At 67.6% G+C, this 25,926-nt stretch carries 27 protein-coding genes; 12 read left to right on the forward strand and 15 right to left on the reverse strand.

Features of this window, described 5'->3' with window-relative positions:
- Positions 1 to 59: 59 nt before the first annotated feature.
- Positions 60 to 662 carry a DJ-1/PfpI family protein gene (locus ACSFA2_RS09510; RefSeq protein WP_435455084.1) on the forward strand — a complete coding sequence of 201 codons (603 nt, stop codon included), beginning with the start codon at positions 60 to 62 and terminating at the stop codon, positions 660 to 662.
- Between the two features lie 12 nt (positions 663 to 674).
- Here ACSFA2_RS09510 and ACSFA2_RS09515 read toward each other — a convergent pair whose 3' ends face one another.
- From ACSFA2_RS09515 to ACSFA2_RS09560, 10 genes are all read right to left on the reverse strand, one after another.
- Positions 675 to 1,859 carry an ABC transporter substrate-binding protein gene (locus tag ACSFA2_RS09515; RefSeq protein WP_435455085.1) on the reverse strand — a complete coding sequence of 395 codons (1,185 nt, stop codon included), beginning with the start codon at positions 1,857 to 1,859 and terminating at the stop codon, positions 675 to 677.
- Positions 1,860 to 1,905: 46 nt separating this feature from the next.
- The gene (locus ACSFA2_RS09520) at positions 1,906 to 2,613 is read right to left on the reverse strand and encodes an ABC transporter ATP-binding protein (RefSeq protein WP_435455086.1); all 708 of its coding nucleotides are present in this window, start codon (positions 2,611 to 2,613) and stop codon (positions 1,906 to 1,908) included.
- The gene (locus tag ACSFA2_RS09525; RefSeq protein WP_435455087.1) at positions 2,600 to 3,376 is read right to left on the reverse strand and encodes an ABC transporter ATP-binding protein; all 777 of its coding nucleotides are present in this window, start codon (positions 3,374 to 3,376) and stop codon (positions 2,600 to 2,602) included. Before ACSFA2_RS09525 ends, ACSFA2_RS09520 begins: the two co-directional genes overlap by 14 nt.
- Entirely contained in the window at positions 3,369 to 4,382 is a 1,014-nt protein-coding gene (locus ACSFA2_RS09530; RefSeq protein WP_435455088.1) for a branched-chain amino acid ABC transporter permease, read from the reverse strand. Before ACSFA2_RS09530 ends, ACSFA2_RS09525 begins: the two co-directional genes overlap by 8 nt.
- Positions 4,379 to 5,248, reverse strand: coding sequence for a branched-chain amino acid ABC transporter permease (locus ACSFA2_RS09535; protein WP_435455089.1), 870 nt, complete (start codon positions 5,246 to 5,248; stop codon positions 4,379 to 4,381). The genes ACSFA2_RS09530 and ACSFA2_RS09535 overlap by 4 nt, the downstream gene beginning before the upstream one ends.
- A gap of 241 nt (positions 5,249 to 5,489) precedes the next feature.
- The gene (locus ACSFA2_RS09540) at positions 5,490 to 5,660 is read right to left on the reverse strand and encodes a hypothetical protein (protein WP_435455090.1); all 171 of its coding nucleotides are present in this window, start codon (positions 5,658 to 5,660) and stop codon (positions 5,490 to 5,492) included.
- Positions 5,661 to 5,696: 36 nt separating this feature from the next.
- Positions 5,697 to 7,094 (reverse strand): ATP-dependent RNA helicase DbpA, encoded by a 1,398-nt coding sequence (gene dbpA / locus ACSFA2_RS09545; protein ID WP_435455091.1) that lies wholly within the window; start codon positions 7,092 to 7,094, stop codon positions 5,697 to 5,699.
- Between the two features lie 19 nt (positions 7,095 to 7,113).
- Positions 7,114 to 7,377 (reverse strand): translation initiation factor IF-1, encoded by a 264-nt coding sequence (infA, locus tag ACSFA2_RS09550; RefSeq protein ID WP_068631262.1) that lies wholly within the window; start codon positions 7,375 to 7,377, stop codon positions 7,114 to 7,116.
- A gap of 50 nt (positions 7,378 to 7,427) precedes the next feature.
- On the reverse strand, positions 7,428 to 7,829 hold the full coding sequence (locus ACSFA2_RS09555; RefSeq protein WP_435455092.1) for a hypothetical protein: 402 nt from the start codon (positions 7,827 to 7,829) through the stop codon (positions 7,428 to 7,430).
- A gap of 205 nt (positions 7,830 to 8,034) precedes the next feature.
- Positions 8,035 to 9,090, reverse strand: a complete 1,056-nt coding sequence (locus ACSFA2_RS09560; protein ID WP_435455093.1) for a sugar phosphate isomerase/epimerase family protein — start codon at positions 9,088 to 9,090, stop codon at positions 8,035 to 8,037.
- A 139-nt stretch (positions 9,091 to 9,229) separates the two neighbouring features.
- Here ACSFA2_RS09560 and ACSFA2_RS09565 point away from each other — a divergent pair, with 139 nt between their 5' ends.
- Positions 9,230 to 10,117 (forward strand): gamma-glutamyl-gamma-aminobutyrate hydrolase family protein, encoded by an 888-nt coding sequence (locus ACSFA2_RS09565; RefSeq protein WP_435455094.1) that lies wholly within the window; start codon positions 9,230 to 9,232, stop codon positions 10,115 to 10,117.
- 6 nt (positions 10,118 to 10,123) lie between these two features.
- Here ACSFA2_RS09565 and ACSFA2_RS09570 read toward each other — a convergent pair whose 3' ends face one another.
- Positions 10,124 to 10,297: a hypothetical protein gene (locus ACSFA2_RS09570; protein ID WP_435455095.1), complete on the reverse strand. Its 174-nt coding sequence runs from the start codon at positions 10,295 to 10,297 to the stop codon at positions 10,124 to 10,126.
- A gap of 17 nt (positions 10,298 to 10,314) precedes the next feature.
- Complete coding sequence (locus ACSFA2_RS09575) at positions 10,315 to 13,251, reverse strand: DNA topoisomerase III (protein WP_435455096.1); 2,937 nt, start codon at positions 13,249 to 13,251, stop codon at positions 10,315 to 10,317.
- Between the two features lie 88 nt (positions 13,252 to 13,339).
- Here ACSFA2_RS09575 and ACSFA2_RS09580 point away from each other — a divergent pair, with 88 nt between their 5' ends.
- From ACSFA2_RS09580 to ACSFA2_RS09590, 3 genes are read left to right on the forward strand one after another with little or no spacing between them, the layout of a single operon-like run.
- Entirely contained in the window at positions 13,340 to 13,984 is a 645-nt protein-coding gene (locus tag ACSFA2_RS09580) for an SET domain-containing protein (RefSeq protein WP_435455097.1), read from the forward strand.
- Positions 13,984 to 14,793 (forward strand): biotin--[acetyl-CoA-carboxylase] ligase, encoded by an 810-nt coding sequence (locus ACSFA2_RS09585; RefSeq protein WP_435455098.1) that lies wholly within the window; start codon positions 13,984 to 13,986, stop codon positions 14,791 to 14,793. The genes ACSFA2_RS09580 and ACSFA2_RS09585 overlap by 1 nt, the downstream gene beginning before the upstream one ends.
- A complete protein-coding gene (locus ACSFA2_RS09590; RefSeq protein WP_435455099.1) occupies positions 14,790 to 14,972 on the forward strand; it encodes a sporulation protein in 183 nt (60 codons plus the stop codon). The genes ACSFA2_RS09585 and ACSFA2_RS09590 overlap by 4 nt, the downstream gene beginning before the upstream one ends.
- A 21-nt stretch (positions 14,973 to 14,993) precedes the next feature.
- On the opposite strand, the gene ACSFA2_RS09595 is transcribed toward ACSFA2_RS09590, so the two are convergent.
- The 3 genes from ACSFA2_RS09595 to ACSFA2_RS09605 all read right to left on the reverse strand — a co-directional run bounded on the left by ACSFA2_RS09595 (position 14,994) and on the right by ACSFA2_RS09605 (position 17,719).
- Positions 14,994 to 16,427 (reverse strand): sensor histidine kinase, encoded by a 1,434-nt coding sequence (locus tag ACSFA2_RS09595; protein ID WP_435455100.1) that lies wholly within the window; start codon positions 16,425 to 16,427, stop codon positions 14,994 to 14,996.
- Between the two features lie 16 nt (positions 16,428 to 16,443).
- Positions 16,444 to 17,118: a response regulator gene (locus ACSFA2_RS09600; RefSeq protein WP_435455101.1), complete on the reverse strand. Its 675-nt coding sequence runs from the start codon at positions 17,116 to 17,118 to the stop codon at positions 16,444 to 16,446.
- A gap of 118 nt (positions 17,119 to 17,236) precedes the next feature.
- Entirely contained in the window at positions 17,237 to 17,719 is a 483-nt protein-coding gene (locus ACSFA2_RS09605) for a MarR family winged helix-turn-helix transcriptional regulator (RefSeq protein WP_435455102.1), read from the reverse strand.
- Between the two features lie 146 nt (positions 17,720 to 17,865).
- On the opposite strand from ACSFA2_RS09605, the gene recA reads away from it, so the two are divergent.
- From recA to gsiC, 7 genes are all read left to right on the forward strand, one after another.
- Positions 17,866 to 18,990 carry a recombinase RecA gene (gene recA, locus ACSFA2_RS09610; RefSeq protein ID WP_435455103.1) on the forward strand — a complete coding sequence of 375 codons (1,125 nt, stop codon included), beginning with the start codon at positions 17,866 to 17,868 and terminating at the stop codon, positions 18,988 to 18,990.
- A gap of 15 nt (positions 18,991 to 19,005) precedes the next feature.
- The gene (gene recX / locus ACSFA2_RS09615; RefSeq protein ID WP_435455104.1) at positions 19,006 to 19,458 is read left to right on the forward strand and encodes a recombination regulator RecX; all 453 of its coding nucleotides are present in this window, start codon (positions 19,006 to 19,008) and stop codon (positions 19,456 to 19,458) included.
- A 144-nt stretch (positions 19,459 to 19,602) separates the two neighbouring features.
- Positions 19,603 to 20,526 (forward strand): MurR/RpiR family transcriptional regulator, encoded by a 924-nt coding sequence (locus ACSFA2_RS09620; RefSeq protein WP_435455105.1) that lies wholly within the window; start codon positions 19,603 to 19,605, stop codon positions 20,524 to 20,526.
- Positions 20,523 to 21,464: an isoaspartyl peptidase/L-asparaginase family protein gene (locus tag ACSFA2_RS09625; protein ID WP_435455106.1), complete on the forward strand. Its 942-nt coding sequence runs from the start codon at positions 20,523 to 20,525 to the stop codon at positions 21,462 to 21,464. The genes ACSFA2_RS09620 and ACSFA2_RS09625 overlap by 4 nt, the downstream gene beginning before the upstream one ends.
- Before the next feature lie 11 nt (positions 21,465 to 21,475).
- A complete protein-coding gene (locus ACSFA2_RS09630; protein ID WP_435455107.1) occupies positions 21,476 to 23,371 on the forward strand; it encodes a dipeptide ABC transporter ATP-binding protein in 1,896 nt (631 codons plus the stop codon).
- A 58-nt stretch (positions 23,372 to 23,429) separates the two neighbouring features.
- Positions 23,430 to 24,968, forward strand: coding sequence for a glutathione ABC transporter substrate-binding protein GsiB (gene gsiB / locus ACSFA2_RS09635; RefSeq protein WP_435455108.1), 1,539 nt, complete (start codon positions 23,430 to 23,432; stop codon positions 24,966 to 24,968).
- Positions 24,969 to 24,992: 24 nt separating this feature from the next.
- Positions 24,993 to 25,913 (forward strand): glutathione ABC transporter permease GsiC, encoded by a 921-nt coding sequence (gsiC, locus tag ACSFA2_RS09640; protein ID WP_435455109.1) that lies wholly within the window; start codon positions 24,993 to 24,995, stop codon positions 25,911 to 25,913.
- Positions 25,914 to 25,926: the final 13 nt, after the last annotated feature.

Consider the following 25,926-nt stretch of genomic DNA (forward strand, 5'->3'; position numbering starts at 1 on the left):
GGATTGTATTCATGACAATTTTTTGATTGTATTGATCGACCTCTCTACGATCGTGCGGCATGCACATCGCCATCCTGACCTTCGACGGCTTCAACGAACTCGATTCGCTGATCGCGCTCGGCATCCTGAACCGCGTGAAGACGCCCGGCTGGCGCGTCTCGATCGCCAGCCCCACGGCACGGGTCCGCTCGATGAACGGCGTGGTGCTCGAGGCGCAGGCCTCGCTGCGCGAGGCGGGCGAGGCCGATGCCGTCATCGTCGGCAGTGGCGCGCTGACGCGGGAGGTCGTCGCCGATGCGGCCTTGATGGCGCAGCTGCAGCTCGACCCAGCCCGGCAACTGCTGGGCGCGCAATGCTCCGGCACGCTCGTGCTGGCGACGCTGGGGCTGCTCGACGGCCTGCCGGCCTGCACCGATCTGACGACCAGGCCCTGGGTCGAGGCCGCCGGTGTCGGTGTGCTGAACCAGCCCTTCGTGGCCAGGGGCCACGTGGCGACCGCGGGCGGCTGCCTGGCGTCGCAGTACCTGGCGGCCTGGGTCATCGCACGCCTGGCGGGCGTGGACGAGGCCCGCAGCGCGATCCACTACGTTGCGCCCGTCGGCGAGAAGGACGACTACGTCGCGCGTGCGATGCGCAACGTCACGCCCTTCCTCACCGCCTGAGCGCGAACCCCGTTACTTCAGCAGATCGCTCAGGATCACCGGCTTGATCTTCCCGCCCTCGACGGTGGCGACCGGCGGGTCGAGCAGCGTGCCGCCCGCGGCGTCGACACCGCGGAAATCGCCGGCATTCAATTCCTTGGGCAGCTTGCTCAAGGCGTCGCCGATCCTGGCGCGGATGGCGGTGGCGTCGGTGGTGGTGCCGGCCATCTTCATCGCGCTGGCGAGCGCGTGCGTCAGCGTGTAGTTGTACGAGGACTCGGTGGTCGGCGCCTTGTCCTCGCCATAGGCCTTGCGGTAGGCGGCGGCGAAGGACTTGGCACCCACGCGCACGTCGTCCGACACCGGCAGCACGCCGATCGAGCCATCGAGCATCGCCAGCCCGCCCGTGACCTTGGCCATCTCGTCGAACTTGGCCTGGTCCATGATCAGGAAGCCGCCCTTGAAGCCGAGCTCGCGCGCCTGCTTGACCACCAGCGCGGTCGGCTCCGACGGGCCACCGACGAAGAGCACGTCGGGCTTCTCGGCCAGCACGCGGCTCACGCCGCTGTAGAAGTCGGCCGAGCGGTTGTACGACATCGGGTTGTTCGACACCACCGTGCCGCCGGCTTTCTTCCAGGCGGGCTCGAACAGCGCGCTCCAGTTCTTCGCGTACTCGTGGTCGCCGGGCAGCATGCCGACCTTCTTGCCGAACTTGCCCATCTCGTAGCGCGTGAAGGGCTCGATGTAGCCGGCGAAGGTCGGCGGGATGCGGATGGTCAGCTTGTTGCCGGTCTCGGTGATCTTCGGCGTGCTCGAGTACGCCATCACGATGAACTTCTCCTGCTCGTTGAAGGCCTGCATCGCGTAGATGCCACCGGAGTGCGGCACGAAGACGGCCGGCGTCTGGTACTGCTGCACCAGCCGGCGCGCGTTGATGGCGGCCTCGGCCGGCGCGTACTTGTCGTCGAGCGACACCAGCTCGAGCTTGACCTTCTTGCCGCCGACCTCGAGCCCGGCCGCATTGATCTCCTTGATGGCCATCTCGATGCCGTTGACCACGTTCTTGCCGTAGAGCGCGGCGCCGCCCGAGAGCGGGCCGGTGAAGCCGATCTTCACGGCATCCTGGGCCGAGGCGGCGCTGGTGCCGAAGGCGGCCAGCAGGGCGAGGGCGAGCGGCGCACCGGTGAATCGGCGGCGGGTTTCGAAAGCGATCTTCATGGGTTTGTCTCCGGAGGTCGGGGTGGAATGAACGGCTGAATGGGCGTCAGGCGCCGATGTACGCGGCTCTGACGGCCTCGTTGTTGAGCAGGGAATCGCGGTCGCCTTCCAGCGCGATGCGGCCGCGTTCGATCACGTAGGCGCGGTCGGCGATGGCGAGCGCGGAGTAGGCGTTCTGTTCGGCCAGCAGCACCGTGGTGCCGGCGCGGTGGATGCGCTGGATCACCTCGAACACCTGCTTGACCACCAGCGGCGCGAGGCCGAGCGAGGGTTCGTCGAGCAGCAGCACCTTGGGCCGGCCCACCATCGCGCGGCCGATCGCCACCATCTGCTGCTGGCCGCCCGAGAGCGAGCCGGCGGCGTCGTGCTGCTTCGCCTCGAGGATGGGGAACAGACTGAACACCTCGTCGATCGAGCGCTGGATGCCGGCCTTGTCGCTGCGGTGCACGTAGGCGCCCAGCTCCAGGTTCTTGCGCACCGACATCAGCGGGAAGAGCTTGCGGCCCTCGGGGCAATGCACCAGGCCCGACTGCACGATCTGCGCGGGGCGCATGCCGACCAGCTCCTGCTTGTCGAAGCGGATGCTGCCGCGGCTCGGCTTCTCGATGCCGCTGGCCGCCATGAAGATCGAGGTCTTGCCTGCGCCGTTGGCGCCCAGCAGCACCACCAGCTCGCCCGCGTCGGCATGGAGCGTGACGCCCTCGAGCGCGCGGAAGCTGCCGTAGTGCAGGTCGACGTTTTCAAACCGCAGCATGCGCGACTCCATGGTCCGTGCCCAGGTAGGCCTCGATGACATGCGGGTCGCGCCGCACTTCCGCGGGCGTGCCCTCGGCGATCTTCGCGCCGTTGTTCAGCACCACGATCTTGTCGGCCAGCCGCATGATCATGTCCATCTTGTGTTCGATCAGGCACACGGTCTTGCCGTGGTCGACCAGCTTGCGGATGAGCGCGGCCAGGCCGACCGTCTCTTCCGGGTTCACGCCGCCGGCGGGCTCGTCGAGCAGCAGCAGCTCGGGGTCGGTGGCCAGCGCCAGCGCGAAAGCGACGCGCTTGCGCTCTTCCTGCGTGATGTCCGCTGCGATGCGGTTGGCCACGTGCGACAGGCCGACGAAGTCGAGCGCCTCGCGCGCCTTCTCGCGGCACAGGCGCTCTTCGCTCTGCAGCCGGCGCGAATTGATCAGCACGTCCCACAGGCCCGAGTGCGTGCGCAGACGGTGGCCGACGATCAGGTTGTCGAGCACCGTCGCGTTGTCGAACAGGTTGGTGGTCTGAAAGGTGCGCGCGATGCCCAGCCGCGCCACGTGGTCGGGCCGCATGCCGGTGACGTCCTGCCCGTTGAACACGATGCGCCCCGAGGTCGGCGGGTGCGTGCCAGCCACCAGGTTGAAGAAGGTGGTCTTGCCCGCGCCGTTGGGCCCGATGATCGCGCTCACCTGGCCGCGCTCGAAGCGGGTGGTGATGTGGTCGACCGCGGTGAGGCCGAAGAACTGCTTGGTGAGGTCGGTGATCTCAAGCATGGGAGCGGCCCTCCGAAGCGGCCGCGACCGGTGGCGTCGCCGCGGACTGCGCCGATGCCCGTGCATCGGCGCGCCGCGCACGCCGCTTGAGCCAGGTGCCCACCAGCCCGTCGGGCAGGAAGATGATCAGCGCGATCAGCACCGGGCCGAACACCACCATGCGGTAGTCCTGCAGGAACTGCAGGCTCTGCGTGAGGTAGGTGACCAGCACGGTGCCGACCAGCGGCCCCAGCAGCGTGCCGACGCCGCCGACCAGGATGAACATCACCAGGTCGAAGGTGACGACCTCGCTCGCCAGATCCGGCCCCAGGAAGCGCACCTGACCCGCGTACAGCGCACCGGCGAAGCCCGCGTAGGTGACCGACAGCACGAAGGACAGCGTCTTGGTGCGCATCAGGTCGACGCCCAGCGCCTCGGCCAGCAGGTCGCTGTTGCGCACCGCCATGAAGCTGCGCCCGAGCAGCGAGCGCACGATGCGCGCCATGATCCAGATGCCCAGCACCAGGAAGGCCAGCACCAGGTAGTACTGCGACAGCGGTGTGCCGAACTGCAGCGGCCCGATGCCGGTCGGCGCGGGGATGCCCATGATGCCCACCGGCCCGTGCGTGAGGCTTTCCCACTTTTCGATGAGCAGGAACATGATGTAGCTCACGCACAGCGTGAAGATCGAGAAGTAGTGGCCCTTCAGGCGCAGCGACAGCAGGCCGACGAAGTAGCCCAGCAACGCGGTCACGCAGCCCGCCAGCAGAAAGGCGATCCAGAACGGCACCTGATGGTCGACCGTCAGGATACCCACCGTGTACGCGCCCACCGCCATGAAGGCGCCGTGCGCCAGGTTGAACTGGCCGGTGTAGCCGGTGATCAGGTTCAGGCCCAGCGCGGCGATCGCCATGATGAAGGTCTGCGTCGCGACCGAGATCAGGTAGTTGTTCTGCGCGAACAGCGGGAACACCAGCGCGATCGCGGCCAGCAGCGCCCAGCCGGTCTTGCCTTCGAGCAGCTTCATGCGCGGGCTCCCTTCGGCGTGAACAGGCCCTGCGGACGGAACGACAGGATCACCACCAGCAGCACGAAGGCGATGATGTCCTTGTAGTCGGTCGAGAAGTAAAAGCCGCCAAAACTCTCGGCCAGGCCGATGATCAGCCCGCCGACGATGGCGCCCGGGAAGCTGCCCATGCCGCCCAGGATGATGATGACGAAGGCCTTGGTGATGACCAGGTGCCCCATCGCCGGGTAGACCAGGTTGATGGGCGCGTAGAGCACGGCCGCGATGGCCGCGAGCGCGCCGGAGATCGCGAACACCAGCAGCTTCACGCGCGTGGCGTCGATGCCCACGAGCGCGGCGCCCTTGGGGTCCTGCGCCATCGCGACGATGGTCGAGCCGGTGACGGTGCGCGTGAGGAAGAGGTGCAGCACCACCATCAGCGAGAAGGCGCCGACGATGATCAAGAGACGCTGCAGCGGTGCCGTGAGGCCGAAGACCTCGACGATCTGGCCGTAGGGCGTGGGCATGCGGTGGAAGTCGGCCCCGAACATCGCCTGTGCGCCGGCCTCGATGAACAGCAGGATGCCGATGGCGGCGATCATGTCGTGGAGCTCGGGTGCGTTGCGCAGCGGGTGAAACACCAACCGGTCGGCCAGCATCGCGATGACCGCCACCACCGCCGCAGCGCCCGCCATGGCCACCCAGTAGTTCAGGCCCAGCTTCGTCATGAAGTAGTAGCCCGCGAAGGCCCCGGCCATGTAGAAGGCGCCGTGCGCGAAGTTCGGCACGTGCAGGATGCCGTAGACCAGCGTGAGGCCGAGCGCGACCAGGCTGTACACGCCGCCGACCGTGAGGCCGTTCAGCAATTGCTGGAAGAAGAGTTCCACATCGATCCCCGGGGAAGAGCCAACACCGCACGGAAAGGTGCGGCGGTCCAGCGAGGCATTGTGGGGATGGGTCTGCGGCGGGTCGACTGAGGTTTGCCCGCAGTCGCGTCGCGTCGGCGACTTCTACCGCGGGGTAGGTCGCGTCTGCGCCGGACAAAGAAAAACGCGCCCGGCGGGCGCGTTTTTCAGGGAAGCGAACGAGAGAAGGGGAAAGGGGCGGAAGCAGTGCCTCCGCGCGCCTTCAACCGCCCTTCTTGGGGCGCTTGCCGGGGTTCTTCTTGCTGCGGGTCGCGGTGCCGCGTTCCAGGCTGACCTTCTGGCCGCCACCGGACTTGGGGATGCTGTAACCCGCCAGCGGCGTGGGGGCGGGAGTGGCAATGCGATCTGCCTCGGTGCGGATTTTCTTGGGCATGGTAGCTCGGGATAAAAAAGGGGTCGAAGGGCGTAATTAAGCCACATCGTCGAGCAGGCGCACTTTGACGCTCTTGCCCTTGACGCGGCCGGTGGAGAGTTTGTGGGCAGCCTCGCGCGCGATGCGCCGGTCGACCGCCACGTAGGTGGAGAACTCGTTGACGTTGATCTTGCCGACCTGTTCCTTGGCGAAGCCGGCGTCGCCGGTGAGCGCGCCCAGCACGTCGCCGGCGCGGATCTTCTCCTTGCGGCCACCGACGATCTGCAGCGTGGACATCGGCGGGCGCAGCGGCTCGCCGGTGCCGGGCGTGAGTTCGGCCAGCGGGCGCCAGTCGGATTCGCGGCCCTGCAGCTGCTCGATCTTGCCCACGAAACCCATCTCGTCCATGCTGGCCAGGTTGAGCACCAGGCCTTCGGCATCCGCCCGGCCGGTGCGGCCGATGCGGTGGATGTGGATCTCGGCGTCAGGCGTCACGTCGACGTTGATCACGGCTTCGAGCTGGGCGATGTCCAGACCGCGGGCGGCCACGTCGGTGGCGACCAGCACGGAGCAGCTGCGGTTGGAGAATTGCACCAGCACCTGGTCGCGCTCGCGCTGTTCCAGCTCGCCGAACAGCGCCATCGCGCTGAAACCCTGCGCCTGCAGCACGGCGACCAGGTCGCGGCACTGTTGCTTGGTGTTGCAGAAGGCCAGCGTGCTGGCCGGGCGGAAGTGGTCGAGCAGCATCGACACGGTGTGCAGCCGATCGCTGTTCTTCACTTCGTACCAGCGCTGAACGATCTTGCCTTCGTCGTGCTGCGAGGCGACCGTGATCTGCTGCGGCGACTTCATGAACTGCGCCGCCAGCTTGGCGATGCCGTCGGGGTAGGTGGCCGAGAACAGCAGCGTCTGACGCTCGGGCGGGCACTGGCGCGCCACCGTCACGATGTCCTCGAAGAAGCCCATGTCCAGCATGCGGTCGGCTTCGTCGAGCACCAGCGTGTTGAGCGCATCGAGGCTCAGGTTGCCGCGCTCGAGGTGGTCCATGATCCGGCCGGGCGTGCCGACCACGATGTGGGCGCCGTGCTCCAGGCTGGCGGTTTGGCCGCGCAGGGCGACGCCGCCGCAGAGCGTGACGACCTTGATGTTCTCTTCCGCGCGCGCCAGGCGGCGGATTTCGGTGGTGACCTGGTCGGCGAGTTCGCGCGTGGGGCACAGCACCATCGCCTGCACGGCGAAGCGGCGCGGGTTCAGGTTGGCCAGCAGGGCGAGGGCGAAGGCGGCGGTCTTGCCGCTGCCCGTCTTGGCCTGGGCGATCAGGTCCTTGCCGAGCAGCGCCACCGGCAGGCTGGCCGCCTGGATGGGCGTCATCTGCACGTAGCCGAGCTGCGTGAGGTTGGCGAGCGTCTGCGGCGCGAGCGGCAGCGTGCCGAAACCGGTAGCGGGACCTGTCACTGGCGGGTTTCTGCTGCGATCAACGACGCTGGGCGCCGCTGTTGACCGGCGGCGGGCCGCGGCGTTCCAGGTGGCGGAAGGTGATCCGGCCCTTGGTCAGGTCGTAGGGCGAGAGTTCGAGCGACACCTTGTCGCCCGCCAGGATGCGGATGTGGTGCTTGCGCATCTTGCCGCCGCTGTAGGCGATCAGCTGGTGACCGTTGTCCAGCGTGACGCGGTAGCGCGAGTCGGGCAGCACTTCGGTCACTGCGCCGTTCATTTCGATCAGTTCTTCCTTGGCCATGAATTACCTCTGAAAAGTTGTCGTGATGATGATGAAAAACCAGGTGCCGCTCAAGCGGCGCAAGTCGTTGGCGTCGGTCGGACGGCGGTGCGTTGACGCACCCAGTGCAGTCCTTCGTCGACGGCGTAGCGCAGGGCGGCGGCATGGCTGCCGAAATGCGGGGTGAAGCGCATCACGCGGTCGTGCATGCCGCTGCCGCGGCCCGAGCGGATCGAGACGGCTGCTGCGAAGCGGCCGTCGTCCAGGTTCTTGATGAGAGGCGACACGAGGTATTTGCCCACCGTGTGTTGAATGTTGTCCATGAAAGCCTTGGCGTTTTGCGACACCGCAAGACGCTGAAAATAAGTGAAAACGAACGCAGGTGCACCGGGAGAGGCGCCCGACAGGGGCGCGCACGGCGCAGACAGCGCGGAATTCGCTTCAACAGGAACGAAGGCAGTGGTGGCAATCATGGGCGCCCGGTCTGGCGCTCCAACACACTGTATGAGCCGGCTTGAGAATGAAAGGCCTGGCAAATCCGTAGATGGTCCAAGTCAGCCGGCAATAAGACGAAAGTGCTTCGTCGTGGTATCGAAACGAACCGCGTATTCTACCCGATCGGGCACAAGTGTTGCTAACCGCTGTCGTTATTTGTCCGCGGCTGCTGCGCGGCGACCGTTAGTCCAGGCCCAGCATGCGCCGGTTGGCCGCCTGATCGACCCCGCCGGCGGCGAAGTCGTCGAAGGCCCGGTCGGCCACCCGGATGATGTGCCGGTCGATGAAGGGCGCGCCTTCGCGGGCGCCGTCTTCCGGGTGCTTGATGCAGCATTCCCATTCCAGCACCGCCCAGCCCGGGTAGTCGTAAGCCGCCATCTTCGAGAAGATCGCACTGAAGTCGACCTGCCCGTCACCCAGCGAGCGGAAGCGTCCGGCGCGGTTCAGCCAGGGCTGGAAGCCGCCGTACACGCCCTGCTTGCCGCTCGGGTTGAACTCGGCGTCCTTCACGTGAAAGGCCTTGATGCGCGCGTGGTAGTGGTCGATGTAGGCCAGGTAGTCGAGCTGCTGCAGCAGGAAGTGGCTCGGGTCGTAGAGCAGGCAGGCGCGCGGATGCTGGCCGACGCGGTCGAGGAACATCTCGTAGCTCACGCCGTCGTGCAGGTCCTCGCCGGGATGGACCTCGTAGGCCACGTCGACGCCGGCGTCGTCGAAGGCATTGAGGATCGGCAGCCAACGCCGCGCCAGTTCGTCGAAGGCCTCGTCGATCAGGCCCGGTGGGCGCGGCGGCCACGAATAGAGATAGGGCCAGGCCAGCGCGCCGGAGAAGGTGGCGTGCGCCGATAACCCCAGGCGCGACGACGCGCGCGCCGCCAGCATCAGCTGCTGCACCGCCCACTGCTGCCGCGCCACCGGGTTGCCGCGCACTTCGGGCGCTGCGAAGCCGTCGAAGCCGGCGTCGTAGGCCGGGTGCACTGCCACCAGTTGCCCCTGCAGGTGGGTCGACAGCTCGGTGATCTGCAGCCCGTGCCGCGCCAGCGTGCCGCGCACCTCGTCGCAATAGGTCTCGCTCTCGGCGGCCTTCTGCAGGTCGAACAGGCGTGCATCCCAGGTCGGAATCTGCACGCCCTTGTAGCCGAGCCCTGCGGCCCAGCCGGCGATGGCGTCCAGCGAGTTGAAGGGGGCGGTGTCGCCGGCGAACTGCGCCAGGAAGATGCCCGGGCCCTGAATGGTCTTCATCGCGATGTCCTCATGGGTGTCGTCTCGGTGATCTTGTGGCCGAAAGCATACTTGGCGCGCCGTCCGACTCGCGGTGCGCGGGCCGTGACGCCACAATGGGCGCCTGTCTTTCCCTCACCGCTTCGCCCGCGCTCCAGACATGCAACAGACCGCCGCCGGCCGCCTCAAGATCGGCCTTTCCGCCTGCTTCCAGCACGCCGATCCGGCGCGGTCCCTCTTCACCAACAAGACCTTGCAGTACGTCGAGCAGTCCATCGCGCACTGGCTGATGTCGGCCGGCGCGATGGTCGTGATGGTGCCTTGCCCGACCGGGGAGACCGCGCGCGGCGACACCAAGCTGTCGCACTACGCGGAATGGCTCGACGGCGTCGTGATGCACGGCGGTGCCGACGTCTGGCCCGGCAGCTACGGCGAAGTGCCGCTGCGCGATGCGTGGGTGGGCGACCGCATCCGCGACCTGTACGACCTGGCGCTGGTCGAGGCCTTCGAGCAGGCCGGCAAGCCGATCTTCGGCGTCTGCCGCGGGCTGCAGCTCATCAACGTGGCCTTCGGCGGCACGCTGTTCCAGGACATCGAGACGCAGCATCCCAACGCGCTGCGCCACCGCGACCCGGTGAGCTACGACCAGAACTTCCACGACATCGTGATGGTGGAGAACACCCACCTCTCGCGCATGTATCCCGGTGTGCAGCACGCGCGGGTCAACAGCATCCACCACCAGGGCATCAAGGACCTGGCGCCGGGCTTCGAAGTCGAGGCCTGGAGCTACCCGGACCGCGTGCCCGAGGCGATCCGCAGGGTGAGCGGGCGTGCGGGGCGCGGCTACATCGCGGCCACGCAGTGGCACCCCGAGTTCCACAAGGCCGGCGGCACCATCAGCACGGTGGACGACACCGCCATCCTCAACGACTTCCTCGGCGCCTGCACCGCGGCGCGGGTGCAGCCGCACCGGCCGCACCACAGCACGCCCGGCAAGATCCGCGATCGGGCGGCGCGCATGCTGCGGCAGGCGCTCCTGCGGCGCTAACAGGCCCTAACGCTTCGTGTCAGTCCGGCCCACGCCGGCGTCGATGGTGCCGAACACCTCGACACCGCTGCGCGAGGCGCCGGTGGACCGGCTGTCGCCTGTCGGCAGGCCGCTGCAGCCCGAGGCCAGCAGCGCCACCAGCAGCGCGGGAACAAGCAAAAGGCGGGTCGAGATGTTCATGGTCGTCTCCAAAGGGTTCAACTGCTCAGGTGCTTGCCGACGATGCCGGCCAGCTCGAACATCGTCACCTGGTCCTTGCCGAAGACAAGCTTGAGCTTGTCGTCGGCATTGATGGCGCGCTTGTTCGCCGCGTCCTGCAGCCCGTTGGCCTTGATGTAGTCCCACAGTTTCTTGATGACCTCGGTGCGCGCCACCGGTTCGGCGCCGATCACCGCGGCCAGCGCCTCGCTCGGCTTCAGGCCGGCGCCGGGCTTGCGCGGCGCCTTGGGTGCGGCGGCTTTCTTGGCGGCGGGCGTCTTCGCTGCGGCGGTCTTCTTGGCCGCGACCTTCTTCGCCGGCGCGGCCTTGCCGAAGGTCTTGCGCGGCGGGAACTTGCTGCCGCCCTCGCGTGGCGCGAACTCGAAGGTCACCTTGCCCTCGTCCTTGTTCCAGACCAGGAAGGCCTTGAAGGCGCGGCGGGTGCGCATCGAGACGAACTTGTCGAGCAGGTCGGTCTTGCCGGTGGCCAGCAGCTTTTCCATCTGCGCGGGTTCCACCGGCTGTGTCAGGATCACCTTGCCGGTCTTGAAGGTGCAGCTCGGGGTCGGCTGCGCGTTCGTCGGCACCGACTTCTCGCAGACGTAGTTGGCGCCGTGCTCGAACACCGGGGCGCCGCAGATCGGGCACGGGCCCAGCGTGTCCTGCGCGCCGAAGTCGACAATCTCGCCGCTGTCGGCGTTGTCGTCGCCGAAGTCGAACTCCAGCTTCCAGTTCTTGCTCTCCTCGGCGTCGTACTTGAGGATGATCTCGGCCGTGAACGGCCAGCCCGCCTTGGAGCGGAAGCCTTCGAGCGGGCCGATGTGCTTGTCGCGCAGCAAGGCTTCCGCCTCCACCACCTCGAAGGTGCGGCCGGCGGGTGACTTGCCGAAGGAGAAGCCGCAGGCATCTTCGCCGGTGCCGGTTTTTCCGATGCATGCATAGCGACGGTAGTTCTCCTTCACCACGCCGCCGCAGTTGGGGCAGGGTGTCGCGAGCGTCGCGTAGTCCCCGGGCACGGTGTCGCGGTCGTACTCCTTGGCCTTCTTGACGATGTGCTGCGTCATCTCGGCGATCTCGCGCATGAAGTCGGCGCGGCTGAGCGCGCCCTTCTCCATCTGCGCGAGCTTGTATTCCCACTCGCCGGTGAGCTCGGCCTTGGAGAGTTCCTCCACGCCCAGGCCGCGCAGCAGCGTCATCAGCTGGAAGGCCTTGGCGGTCGGGATGAGCTCGCGGCCTTCGCGCAGCATGTACTTTTCGGCGATCAGGCCTTCGATGGTGGCCGCGCGCGTGGCGGGCGTGCCCAGGCCCTTCTCCTGCATGGCCTCGCGCAGCTCGTCGTCGTCGATGGTCTTGCCGGCGCCTTCCATGGCGCCCAGCAGCGTGGCTTCGGAGTAGCGCGCCGGCGGGCGGGTCTTCAGCGCCTTCATGTCGGCTGATTCGGTCTTCACCGTTTCGCCCGGCTTCACCACCACCAGGTTCTTGCCGTCCTTCTCGTCGTCGTCGTTGACGGCTTCCTTGCCCCAGATGGCGAGCCAGCCCGGCTTGACCAGCACCTTGCCGTCGCTGCGGAAGGGGTACTTCTTGCCGTTGGTTTCGACCGTGCTGATGCGGGTGGTCACCTGGAACTCGGCGCTCGGGAAGAACACCGACATGAAGCGACGCACGACGAAGTCGTAGAGCTTCTGTTCGGCGTCGGACAGGCCGCTGGGCGCCTGCAGCGTCGGGATGATGGCGAAGTGATCCGACACCTTGGCGTTGTCGAAGATGCGCTTGTTCGGTTTGACGTAGTTGCCGTCGACCGCCTGCCTGGCGAAGGGCGCCAGATGCTTCATGCCGCTGTCGGCGAGCATCTTCATCGTGTCCTTGACGACCGGCAGGTAGTCCTCGGGCAGCGCGCGCGAGTCGGTCCGCGGGTAGGTCAGCGCCTTGTGGCGCTCATACAGGCTCTGCGCCAGCGCCAGCGTGGTCTTGGCACTGAAGCCGAAGCGGCCGTTGGCCTCGCGCTGCAGCGAGGTCAGGTCGAACAGCATCGGCGAGGCCGAGGTGGTGGGCTTGCTCTCTTCGGTGACGGTGGCGGGCTTGCCGCGCGCGGCATCGGCGATCTCGGCGGCCTCGCGCTCGCGCCACACGCGGTCGGCGCGCATCTCGGGGTCGGCCACGCCATCGGGGCCGGGCGGCGGCTTCTTGAAGTTCGCATCGAACCACTTGCCCGGGTACTGGCCGGCCTCGGCCTGGAAGGCGCCGTGGATTTCCCAGTAGTCGCGGCTGACGAACTTGCGGATCTTCTCTTCGCGCTCGACCACCACCGACAGCGTCGGCGTCTGCACGCGGCCCACGGTGGTGAGGAAGAAACCGCCGTCGCGCGAATTGAAGGCGGTCATGGCGCGCGTGCCGTTGATGCCCACCAGCCAGTCGGCTTCGGAACGCGAGCGCGCGGCGTCGGCCAGGCCCTGCATCTGCGCCTCGGTGCGCAGCGACTCGAAGCCGTCGCGGATCGCCTGCGGCGTCATCGACTGCAGCCAGAGGCGCCGGACCGGCTTGTTCAGCGGGGTCTTGCCGCCGGCGTACTGCTCGATCAGCCGGAAGATCAGCTCGCCCTCGCGGCCCGCGTCGCAGGCGTTGATGAGCTGGGTCACGTCCTTGCGCTTGGCCTGCTTCACCACGGCGTTCAGGCGCGTCTTGGTCTTGTCGACCGGCTTCAGGTCGAAGTGCGGCGGAATGACGGGCAGGTTGGCGAAGCTCCACTTGCCGCGCTTCACGTCGAATTCCTCCGGCGCCTGGATCTCGACCAAGTGGCCGACGGCGCTCGTCACGACGTACTGCTCGCTCTCGAAGTACTCGTCGTGCTTCTCGAACTTGCCCGCCGTGGGCGTGAGGGCGCGGACGATGTCCTGCGCAACCGACGGCTTTTCTGCAATTACCAACGTCTTTGTCATCTGGGCTCTCTCTATACTTCGCTGCTCTCGCGTGCGTGCATACGCGCACGCGCACATGTGTGCACATTCAAACTATCAGACTTCGGCGATGCCTTCAAAAACCCCTCCGCTCCGTGGCCGCCGCATTCAGACCCGTCGATCGGGCGTCCATGGCAAGGGCGTGTTCGCCGCGCAGGACATCGCCGAGGGTGAAACGCTCATCGAGTACCTGGGCGAGGTGATCAGCTGGAAGGAGGCGCTGCGCCGCCATCCGCACGACCCGGCCCAGCCGAACCACACCTTCTACTTCCACATCGACGACAAGCGTGTGATCGACGGCAAGGTCGAAGGCAACGCCGCCAAGTGGATCAACCATTCCTGCGACCCGAACTGCGAAGCCGACGAAGTCGACGGCCGCATTTTCATCAAGGCGCTGCGCGACATCCCGGCCGGCCAGGAATTGAACTACGACTACGGCCTGGTCATCGACCTGCCCTACACGCCGGAGCTGCTGGCCGACTTCCCCTGCTGGTGCGGCTCTGCCAGCTGCCGCGGCACGCTGCTCGCGCCGAAGGACGAGGACAAGAAGAAGTCGAAGAAGCAAAAGAAGAAGGCCAAGGCCAAGAAGGCGGAAAAGAAGGCCGAAAAGGTCGACAAGAAGAAAGCCGAAAAGAAGGCAGAGAAGAAAATGGGCAAGAAGTTGCGCAAGCACGCTTCGCCCACGCCGGCCACCGAGGCCGCGGCCCTGGTGTGATGCACGCCGTGGCCGGGCCAGGGTTCGACGACCGGATCGCTGCGGCGGTCGCGCCGTATTGCCCGGGCTTCGCGGTCGAGCGCGTCGACGAAATCGACTCGACCAACACCGAGCTGATGCGCCGAGCGCGCGCCGGCAACCCGGCGCCGGTGCTGCTGGTGGCCGAGCGCCAGACCGCCGGCCGCGGCCGGCTCGGCCGCCCCTGGCAGAGCGCCCAAGACACGGCGCAGCCGGCCTCGCTGACCTTTTCGCTCGGCCTCCCGCTGGCCCCGAAAGACTGGTCCGGCCTCTCGCTGGCCGTGGGGGTGAGCGTGGCCGAAAGCCTCGATCCGACCGCATCGGCCAATGTGCGCCTGAAGTGGCCCAACGACCTGTGGGTGGACGACCGCAAGCTCGTCGGCATCCTGATCGAGACGGCCGTGCCGCAGGGTGATGCGGCGCAGCGCTACGTGGTGATCGGCATCGGCGTGAACCTCGGCCCGCGCGAGGCCGATGGCTTGCGCATGCCGCCGGCCTGGGTCCATGAATGGCGGCCGGACGCGACGCCTGGCGAATTGCTGTTCGATGTGGTGCCGCCGCTGGTCGCGACGGTGCAGGCGTTCGCCGAACGCGGCTTCGCGCCCTTCGCCGAGCGCTTCGCCGCGCGCGACGCCTTGCGCGGGCGCGAGGTGCAGTTGAGCGACGGCACCACCGGCCTGTGCGAAGGCGTTGGATGGGGCGGCGAGCTGTGTGTGCTGACGGCGGCCGGCCTGCAGCGCATCACCAGTTCCGACATCAGCGTGCGGCCGCGGGGCCTGGCCCTGCCATGAACACCCGTTGGCGTGTCGTCGTGGTGCTGCTGGTGCTGGCCAACGGGGGCTACTTCGCCTGGAGCCAGGGCGCCTTCGCGGCCTTCGGCTTCCAGCCGGCGCGCTTCAGCGAAAGCGAACCGCATCGCGTCGAGCGGCAGGTGCGGCCCGAGTTGCTGCAGATCCGAAAAGCCCCCTGAGGGAACACCGCCTCGCGACGTTCAGGCCGCGAGCTCGAAGCGCACGGTGACCCGCGTCCCGGGCAGCTGCTCGCCAGGGTGGGCGTCTTCCAGGCGCACGGTGGCGCCGTGCTGGCGCGCGATCTCGCGCACGATCGGCAGGCCCAGGCCCGAGCCGTCGGCCTCGTTGCCCAGCACGCGGTAGAACGGTTCGAAGACCAGTTCGCGGTCGGCCTCGGCGATGCCGGGCCCGTTGTCTTCCACCTGCAACAGCACGATGCGACCGAAGGGGTCGGCCAGCACGCGCGCCGTGACGATGCCGGTGCGTTCCAGGGCCGACGGCGTGTAGTTGAGTGCGTTGTCGACCAGGTTGCGCACCATTTCCTTGAGCAGCGTCGCATTGGCGCGCAGCACGACGCCGGCCGTGCCCGCCTCGGCCCCGTCGTAGCCCAGGTCGATGCGCTTCTCGATGGCACGCGGCACCGCCTCGCGCACCACCTCGATCGTCAGCCGCGCCAGGTCGCAGTTCTGCCAGCCGATCACGGCGCCACTGCTCTCGGCGCGTGCCAGCGAGAGCAACTGGTTCACCGTGTGCGTGGCGCGCACGCTGGCCAGGCCGATCTGCTTGAGCGACTGCTTGAGTTCCTCGGCGTTGGCCCCCTCGCGCTGGGCCAGGTCGGCCTGCATGCGCAGTCCAGCCAGCGGCGTCTTCAACTGATGCGCCGCATCGGCCAGGAAGCGCTTCTGCGTGGCGATCGAGTCGCGCAGCTTGTTGAGCAGCTCGTTGACCGACGACACCAGCGGTACCACCTCGAGCGGCACCGCTGACTCGTCGAGCGGGCTCAGGTCGTCGGGCCGGCGCTCGCGGATGCGCGCCTCCACCACCGACAGCGGTTTGATGCCGCGCACCAGCGCCAGCCAGATCAGCAACACCGCCAGCGGAAGGATCGCGAACTGCGGCAGCAGCACGCCCTTGATGATTTCGGTGGCGAGTACCGACTGCTTGGCGCGCGTCTCGGCCACCTGCACCAGCGCGGGCGGGTCGTCGTGGGCGCCGGCCACCCACAGCGACGCGATGCGCACCGCCTTGCCGCGCATCGTCGCGTCGTGCAGGTAGACCGTGCCCGGCGCGGTCGTCTCGTCGGCCAGCGGCGGCGGCACGTCGCGCTCGCCGCTGAGCAACTGCCCGCGCCCGTCGATCACCTGGTAGTAGACGACGTCCATGTCGTCGGCGCGCAGGATGTCGCGCGCGGGCTGCGGCAGCGCGAACTGGATGCGCCCGTCCTGCACCACCAGCAGCCGGGCCAGCGTCTGCACGTTGTTTTCGAGCGCCCGGTCGAAAGGGGCGTTGGCGATGCCCTGCGCCACCAGCCAGGTCACGCCGATGCTCACCGGCACCAGCAGCAGCAGCGGCGTGAGCATCCAGTCGAGGATCTCGCCGAACAGGGAGCGCTGCGCGCGCTGAAAGAGCTTCATCGCGCGGGGAAATGGCTCAGGCCTGGATCTTCTCGAGGCAGTAGCCGAGGCCGCGCACGGTGGCGATGCGCACCGGGCCCTTCTCGATCTTCTTGCGCAGGCGGTGGATGTACACCTCGATGGCGTTGATGCTCACCTCTTCGCCCCATTCGCAGAGCCGCTCGACCAGCTGGTCCTTGCTCACCAGCCGGCCGGCGCGCTGCAGCAGCACCTCGAGCAGGCCGAGCTCGCGCGCCGACAGCTCGATCATCTTGCCGTCGATGGTGGCCACGCGGCCGGCCTGGTCGTACACCAGCGGGCCGTGCTTGATGGCGTTGCTGGTGCCGCCCATGCCGCGGCGTGTGAGCGCGCGCACGCGGGCTTCGAGTTCCTGCAGCGAGAAGGGCTTGGCCATGTAGTCGTCGGCGCCGTGGTCCAGGCCCTTGACGCGTTCTTCCACGCTGTCGGCGGCAGTCAGCACCAGCACCGGCAGTTGCGAGCCACGAGCGCGCAGGCGCTTGAGGATCTCCAGGCCGTGCATGTTGGGCAGGCCGAGGTCGAGGATCAGCAGGTCGAATTCGCTGTTGGTCATCAGCGCGGCGTCGGCCTGCGTGCCGGTGGCCACGCGGTCCACCGCCGCCCCCGAGGTTCGCAGGCTGCGCAGCAGGGCGTCGGCCAGCACCTGGTCATCTTCTGCAATGAGGATCCGCATGAGCCACCTCCGGCTTGTGGGGCGCGTGTGTCGCGCCTTTGTTTGTCTCCGCGGCGAATTCTAGGGGCCGCACCGGCGGCCGCGCTTGTTCTGGCGCAGGTCTCGGTGCAAACCCCCGTCAACCCGCGTAGGCCTCCAGCCCCAGGGTGACCACCGTCGCGACCTCGTCGCCCACGCTCGCACGGAACTCGCCTTCGGCCTGTGCCACCGCCTGGCGGAAGGCTTCCAGCCACGCGAGCCCGTCGGCCGTGAAGCGCACCCGCCGCGCCCGCGCGTCCAGCGGGTCGGGCTCGCGCGTGACCAGGCCCCAGGCCTCGCACTGGTCGACCAGCGTGCCCATCGCCTGCTTGGTCATGCCGGCGCGCTCGGCCAGCTCGGTCAGGCGCGAGCCGCCGCGCGACAGGTGACGCGTGATGTGGATGTGCGCCGCGCTGACCTGCGCCCGCGCCGCCAGGTTCGACAGCGCCAGCGGCACGTCGGCGTCGTGCGCCATCAGCGCGAGCACGCGCTCGTCGAAGCGGCGCATCGCGTGGCCCAGCAGGCGGCCCAGGTGGGTCTGGCGCCAGGCGTCGGGATCGGTGGGAAACAGGGGCTCGACCATGGCGCCAAATGGTAAAGCAAACTGACTATAAATCGGGTTTACTTGAAAGTACGCACCGCTACACTACTGTTCAAGCATCCAGGCCTGTGGTTAAAAGCAGCGGGATGATTTCCAACACAACCCGTTGATATTCAAGGAGTTTTCTCATGGACGCACTCGTCAAGGGCAGCAGCATTTCGGTCGCCGGCAGCGAAAAGGCCAAGGCTCTGCAGGCCGCGCTTGCACAGATCGAAAAACAGTTCGGCAAGGGCACGATCATGCGGCTGGGCGAAGGCGAAGCGCTGGAAGACGTGCAGGTGGTGTCGACCGGCTCGCTCGGTCTGGACATCGCGCTGGGCGTCGGCGGCCTGCCGCGCGGCCGGGTCATCGAGATCTACGGCCCGGAATCCTCGGGCAAGACCACGCTCACGCTGCAGGTCATCGCCGAAATGCAGAAGCAGGCCGGCACTTGCGCCTTCGTCGACGCCGAACACGCGCTCGACGTGCAGTACGCCCAGAAGCTCGGCGTCAACCTGTCCGACCTCCTGATCAGCCAGCCCGACACCGGCGAGCAGGCGCTCGAGATCGTCGACTCCCTGGTGCGCTCGGGCGCCGTCGACCTGATCGTGATCGACTCGGTCGCCGCGCTCACCCCCAAGGCCGAAATCGAAGGCGAAATGGGCGACTCGCTGCCCGGCCTGCAGGCCCGCCTGATGAGTCAGGCGCTGCGCAAGCTCACCGCCACCATCAAGAAGACCAACTGCATGGTCATCTTCATCAACCAGATCCGCATGAAGATCGGCGTGATGTTCGGTTCGCCCGAAACCACCACCGGCGGCAATGCGCTGAAGTTCTACGCCTCGGTGCGCCTGGACATCCGCCGCATCGGCACCATCAAGAAGGGCGACGAGGCGATCGGCAACGAAACCAAGGTGAAGGTCGTGAAGAACAAGGTGTCGCCGCCGTTCAAGACGGCCGAGTTCGACATCCTGTTCGGCGAAGGCATCAGCCGCGAGGGCGAGATCATCGACATGGGCGTGACCGCCAAGATCCTCGACAAGTCGGGCGCCTGGTACGCCTACAACAACGAGAAGATCGGCCAGGGCCGCGACAACGCACGCGAATTCCTGCGCGAGAACCCGGCGCTGTCGCGCGAGATCGAGAACAAGGTGCGCGAGTCGCTGGGCATCCCGCTGCTGGCCGCCGAGGCCGGCTCGGCGGAAGCCAAGGCCGAGAGCGACGCCAAGGCCAAGGCCGACGCCAAGGCTGCCAAGGCGGCCGCCAAGGAATGAGCAGGCGCTGAATAGATGGGTTTTGCCGCACCGTCGCTCAAGGGCCGCGCCCTGCGGCTCTTGAGCCAGCGCGAGCATTCGCGCGCCGAGCTCGAGCGCAAGCTGGCGAAGTACGAGGAAGAACCCGGCACGCTGGCGCAGGCCCTCGACGAGCTCGCTGCCAAGGACTTCATCAGCGAGGCGCGGGTGGTGCAGTCGGTCGTGCACCAGCGCGCGCCGCGCATGGGTGCGGCGCGCGTGCGGCAGGAACTGCAGCACAAGGGCATCGCGCCCGCGGCCATCGCCGAGGCGGTGGCCGGCCTGCGTGACACCGAACTGGCGCGCGCCCGCGAGGTCTGGGCGCGCCGCTTCGAAACCCCGGCCGCCGATGCGAAGGAGCGTGCACGGCAGGCCCGCTTCCTGATGGCGCGTGGCTTCAGTGGGGACGTGGTCGCCAAGGTGCTGAATCCGAGTCGACACGACGACTGACGGCCGGCAGGGAGGGCGGCAGCTTCCAGCGTGGCCGGCCCGGAATTTGCATCACGCACTGCAAATGACCAAAAATTTTCGGCGTGAGGGTATATTTGTAATCAAATTTACTTTTTCGCCCACGAAGGGTGCACGCGCAGCGGCATGAACCCGACTTCTCCATCGATTCCTGGCACCACGGTGGCGCAACGCATCGCGCAGGAACTGCCGCGCCTGACGCGTTCGCACCGACAGGTGGCCGACTACGTGCTCACGCACCCGCTGCAGGTCGCGACGCTGCCGATCGACGAGCTGGCCGTGGCTGCAGGCGTCTCGGTGGCGACGGCCAACCGCTTTGCGCGGGCGCTGGGCTACGAGGGCTACGCCAGCTTCCGGGCCGAGCTGGTGCGCGGCTTCGAGCCGCTGATCGCACCGGTCGAGCAGTTGCGCGGCAACCTGGCGCTGCCGTCGACCGTGGCCGACGTGTTCGCCACGGCCCTGGAAGAAAGCCACCGCAACATCGAGGCGACCCGCCGCACGCTGGACTACGGCGCCTGCGAGCGCGCGGTGCAGCACATCCTGGACGCCCGCACGGTCTACATCGCCGGCTTCGGTGCCAGCGCCTGGCTCGCGGGGCTGCTGCACCATGGCCTCGACGCCTACTGCGCCGACCTGCGCCTGCTGCCGACGCCCAGCGGCGTGACGCACGGCGCCCGCTCGGTCGCGCGCGGCACGTCGCGCGATCTGCTGGTGGCCATCGGCTTCCCGCGCTACCTGACCGACACCGTCACGCTGGCCGGCATCGCGCGGGCACACGGCGTGCGGGTGCTGGTGCTGACCGACCGGCCCAGTTCCCCCTTGGCGCCGCTGGCCGATGTGGCCCTGTATGCGCAGACCGAAACCCGTTACCGTCCCAACTGCGAGACCAGCGCGCTGGCCGTGATCGAGGCGTTGAGCAGTGCGGTCGCCTTGCGCACACCGGGCGCCTTCCAGCTCGCCGGCAACGTGATGGAGTCGGTCGTGCCCTGGCTGCACGGCGCGCAAGCCCTGCGCGCGGCCGCGACGGCCCACAAGAAAGAGACACCATGAACACCACCCCCGTGATCGCCATTCATGGCGGTGCCGGCACCATCGCCGCCGTGGCGGCCGACGCCGCCAGCGCCCAGCCCTACCGCGACGCGCTGCACGCCATCGTCGCCGCCGCCCAGGCCGCCCTGCTGCGCGGCGCGCCGGCGCTCGACGCCGTCTGCCTGGCCGTCGAGATGCTGGAAGACTGCCCGCTGTTCAACGCCGGCCACGGCGCGGTCTTCACGCACGACGAAACGCATGAACTGGACGCCGCGGTGATGAACGGTGCCGACCTGCGCGCCGGCGCCATCGCGGGCGTGAGCCATATCCGTCGACCGGTGCGCGCCGCGCGTGCGGTGATGGAAGACGGCGCCCACGTGCTGCTCGCCGGTGCCGGCGCTGAGGCCTTCGCGCGCGAACGTGGGCTCGAGATGGTCGACCCGAGCTACTTCTCGACCGAGGCACGTCGCCAGCAACTGCACCATGCCCGCGCCGGCGATCGCGTCTCGCTCGACCACGACGGTGCGCCGCTGGCCGAGGGCAGCAAGTTCGGTACGGTCGGCGCGGTCGCGCTCGATCGGCACGGCCACCTGGCCGCGGCCACGTCCACCGGCGGCATGACCAACAAGCGCGTCGGCCGCATCGGCGATTCGCCGCTGATCGGCGCCGGTACCTATGCCGACGACGCCACCGCTGCCGTGTCGTGTACCGGCAGCGGCGAGATGTTCATGCGCGTCGTCGCCGCCTACGATGTCTGCGCGCGCATGCGCTATGCGGGCCAGACGCTGCAGGAAGCGAGCGACGCGGTGGTCATGCAGTCGCTGCCGACCATCGGCGGGCGCGGCGGGCTGATCGCGGTCGACCGGCTCGGCAACGTCTGCCTCCCTTTCAACACCGAGGGCATGTACCGCGCACATGCCCGTGGCGCCGAAGCGCCCCACACTGCCATCCACCGTTGAAACGGGTCGCCATGTCTGCCGTCCTCACTGCTCCGCCACCCGCCGTTGCTTCCGCGTCCTCGCTCACCCTGCCCGAGAGCCAGGTGCTGGCGGTCAACGACCTCAACGTCCGCTTCTCGACTTCCGAGCGCGTGGTCGACGCGGTGCGCCACCTGTCTTTCCACGTCGAGCGCGGCGAGACGCTGGCCATCGTCGGCGAGTCGGGCTCGGGCAAGTCCGTGACCTCGCTCGCGCTGATGCGGCTGGTGGAATATGGCGGCGGCCGCATCGTCGGCGGGCGCATGGCCTTCCGCCGCCGCAACGGCCACGTGCTCGACCTGGCGCGCGCGCCCGACGCCACGATGCGCGGCATCCGCGGCGCCGACATCGCGATGATCTTCCAGGAGCCGATGACATCGCTGAACCCGGTGTTCACCGCCGGCGACCAGATCGCCGAGGCCATCGCGATCCACCAGCACAAGGACCGCGCCGCCGCACGCGCCGAGGCGCTGCGCATGCTTGAACTGGTGCGCATTCCCGAAGCGAAGAACGTGCTTGACCGCTTTCCGCACCAGCTCTCGGGCGGCATGCGCCAGCGCGTGATGATCGCGATGGCGCTGTCGTGCAAGCCCTCGCTGCTGATCGCCGACGAGCCGACCACCGCGCTCGACGTCACCATCCAGGCGCAGATCCTCCAGCTCATCCGCGAGCTGCAGACCGAGATGCAGATGGGCGTGCTCTTCATCACGCACGACATGGGCGTGGTGGCCGAGGTGGCCGACCGCGTGCTCGTGATGTACCGCGGCGACAAGGTCGAGGCCGGCCCGTCGGAAGAGGTCTTCGCGCAGCCGCGCCATGCCTACACGCGCGCCCTGCTGTCGGCCGTGCCGCAGCTCGGCGCGATGCATGGCACCGACCTGCCGGCGAAGTTCGAGTTGCTCCGCGTCGATGGCGACGCGACTCCGGTGGCCGCCGTGCCGCAGGACACCGTGCGCGCCGACCAGCCGCCCATCCTGCGCGTGAAGGACCTGGTCACGCGCTTCGACCTGCGCAGCGGCATCCTCGGCCGCGTCACGCGCCGCGTGCATGCGGTGGAGAAGGTCAGCTTCGACCTGCATGCCGGCGAGACGCTGGCGCTGGTGGGCGAATCGGGCTGCGGCAAGTCGACCACCGGCCGCTCGCTGCTGCGCCTGGTCGAGAGCCAGCGGGGTGCGATCGAATTCAACGGCCGCAACATCCTCGAACTGCCGAAGAAGGACGTGCAGGCGCTGCGCCGCGACATCCAGTTCATCTTTCAGGACCCGTTCGCCTCGCTCGACCCGCGCGTGACCGTGGGCTACTCGATCATGGAGCCGCTGCTGGTGCACGGCATCGCGAGCGGCGACGAAGCGCAGGCGCGCGTGCGCTGGCTGCTCGAAAAGGTGGGCCTGCCGGCGGACCATGCGCAGCGCTATCCGCACGAGTTCTCCGGCGGCCAGCGGCAGCGCATCGCCATCGCCCGCGCACTGGCGCTCAACCCCAAGGTCGTGGTGGCCGACGAGTCGGTGTCGGCGCTCGACGTGTCGATCCAGGCGCAGATCGTCAACCTGCTGCTCGACCTGCAGCGCGAGCTGGGCGTGGCCTTCCTCTTCATCTCGCACGACATGGCCGTGGTCGAGCGCGTGAGCCACCGCGTGGCCGTGATGTACCTCGGGCAGATCGTCGAGATCGGCCCGCGCCGCGCGATCTTCGAGAACCCGCAGCACGACTACACCAAGCGCCTGATGGCCGCGGTGCCGGTGGCCGACCCGACGCGCCGCCACATCGGCCGCACGCTGCAGAAGGGCGAGATCCCGAGCCCGGTGCATCCGGTGGGCTACGAGCCCGATCTCAAGCCGCTGGTCGAGGTCGGTCCTGGCCATTTCGTCGCGCGGCATCCGATTGTCTGACCCAATTCAGTTTTCTCTTTTCAATCCCCACCCCAACCGACTTCAAAGGAGTCTTCGCATGTTCACCCAACGCCTTTCCCGCATCGCAGGCGCGCTGGCCCTGGCCGGCATCGCGCTGTCCGCCCACGCCGCCAAGGACATCGTTGTCGCGGTGCAGTCGAACTTCACGACGACAGACCCGTACGACGCGAACGACACGCTGTCGCAGGCCGTCGCCAAGTCCTTCTACCAAGGCCTCTACGGCTTCGACAAGGACATGAAGATGGTGCCGGTGCTTGCCACCGGCTACACGGTCAGCAAGGATGGCCTGGTCTACACGCTGAAGCTGCGCAGCGGCGTGAAGTTCCACGACGGCACCGACTTCAACGCCGAAGCGGTGAAGGCCACCTTCGACCGCGTGACCAACGCCGACAACAAGCTCAAGCGCTACAACCTCTACAAGAACATCGCCAAGACCGAGGCGGTCGACGCGACCACGGTCAAGTTCACGCTGACCGAGCCGTTCTCGCCGTTCATGAACACGCTGGCGCATCCGTCCGCCGTGATCATCTCGCCGGCGGCGCTGGCCAAGTTCGGCAGCAAGGGCATTGCGCAGAACCCGGTCGGTACCGGCCCCTTCAAGTTCGTCGAGTGGAAGTCGACCGACTACCTGAAGGTCGCCAAGTTCGACGGCTACTGGCGCAAGGGCTACCCGAAGGTCGACTCGATCACCTGGCGCCCGGTGGTGGACAACAACACCCGCGCCGCAATGATGCAGACCAACGAAGCGCACTTCGCCTTCCCGATGCCGCCGGAAGCCGCGCAGACGCTGCAGGGCAAGGCCAGCCTGGAAGTGACGGCCGCGCCGTCGATCATCCAGCGCTACATCTCGTTCAACACGCAGCAAAAACCCTTCGACAACCCGAAGGTGCGTGAAGCCATCAACTACGCGATCAACAAGGAAGCGCTGGTCAAGGTGGCCTTCTCGGGCTATGCGATCCCGGCCGAAGGCGTGTTGCCCAAGGGCGTCGATGGCGCGGTCAAGCTGGGCCCGTGGCCCTACAACCCGACCAAGGCGAAGGAACTGCTGAAGGAAGCCGGCTACCCGAACGGCTTCGAGAGCATCCTCTGGTCGGCCTACAACTACACGACCGCGCAGAAGGTGATCCAGTTCGTGCAGCAGCAGCTGGGCCAGGTCGGCATCAAGGTGCAGGTGCAGGCGCTCGAAGCCGGCCAGCGCGTCGAACGCGTCGAAAGCGCGCAAGACCCGGCCACCGCGCCGGTGCGCATGTACTACGTGGGCTGGTCGTCGTCGACCGGTGAAGCCGACTGGGCGCTGCGTCCGCTGCTGGCGTCGGAATCATTCCCGCCGAAGCTCTTCAACACGGCCTACTACAAGAACGACGAAGTCGACGCCGGCATCAAGAAGGCACTGGTCACGACCGACCTGGCAGCCAAATCGAAGATCTACGCCGACGTGCAGCAACGCATCTGGAAGGACGCACCCTGGGCCTTCCTCGTGACCGAGCAGCTGCTGTCGGTGCGCGCCCGCAACCTGGCCGGCTTCTACGTGATTCCTGATGGCAGCTTCAACTTCGACGACGTCGAACTGAAGTAAACGCGTCAACGCTGATCCGCGACGATGACTTCCTACATCCTCAAGCGCCTGCTGGGTCTGCTGCCGACGCTCTTCATCGTCGCGGTGCTGGTGTTCCTGTTCGTCCACATGCTGCCGGGCGATCCCGCGCGGCTCGCGGCGGGCGTCGACGCCAGCCCCGAGACGGTCGAACTGGTGCGCCAGGACCTGGGTCTCGACAAGCCGATGCCCCAGCAGTTCCTGAACTTCTTCGTGAACCTGGTGCAGGGCGACTTCGGCACCTCGCTGCGCTCGAAGCGCCCGGTGTCGACCGAGATCGCGGAGCGCTTCATGCCGACGCTGCTGCTCACCCTCACCAGCATGGTGTGGGCGGTGGTCTTCGGCATGGTGATCGGCATCGTGTCGGCCGTGTACCGCAACCAATGGCCCGACCGCATCGGCATGACGCTGGCGGTCTCGGGCATTTCCTTTCCCGCCTTCGCGCTGGGCATGCTGCTGATGCAGGTGTTCTCGGTGCAGCTGGGCTGGCTGCCCACGGTCGGTGCCGACACGTGGCGCCACTACATCCTGCCCTCGCTCACGCTGGGGGCGGCCGTCGCGGCCGTGATGGCGCGCTTCACGCGGTCGTCCTTCATCGAGGTGATCCAGGAAGACTTCGTGCGCACCGCGCGCGCCAAGGGCGTGAGCGAGAAGTGGGTGGTGCTCAAGCATTGCCTGCGCAACGCGCTGATTCCCGTGGTGACCATGATGGGCCTGCAGTTCGGCTTTCTTCTCGGCGGCTCGATCGTGGTCGAAGCCGTCTTCAACTGGCCGGGGCTGGGCCGTTTGCTGGTCGATGCGATCGACATGCGCGACTACCCCGTCATCCAGACCCTCGTGCTGCTCTTCTCGCTCGAGTTCATCCTGATCAACCTCGTCGTCGACGTCCTTTATGGCTTCATCAATCCCACCATCCGATACAAGTGAAGCGTCCGTGACG

Origin of the sequence: Variovorax cryoconiti, assembly GCF_051216395.1 — a bacterium.
Lineage (GTDB): Bacteria > Pseudomonadota > Gammaproteobacteria > Burkholderiales > Burkholderiaceae_C > Variovorax.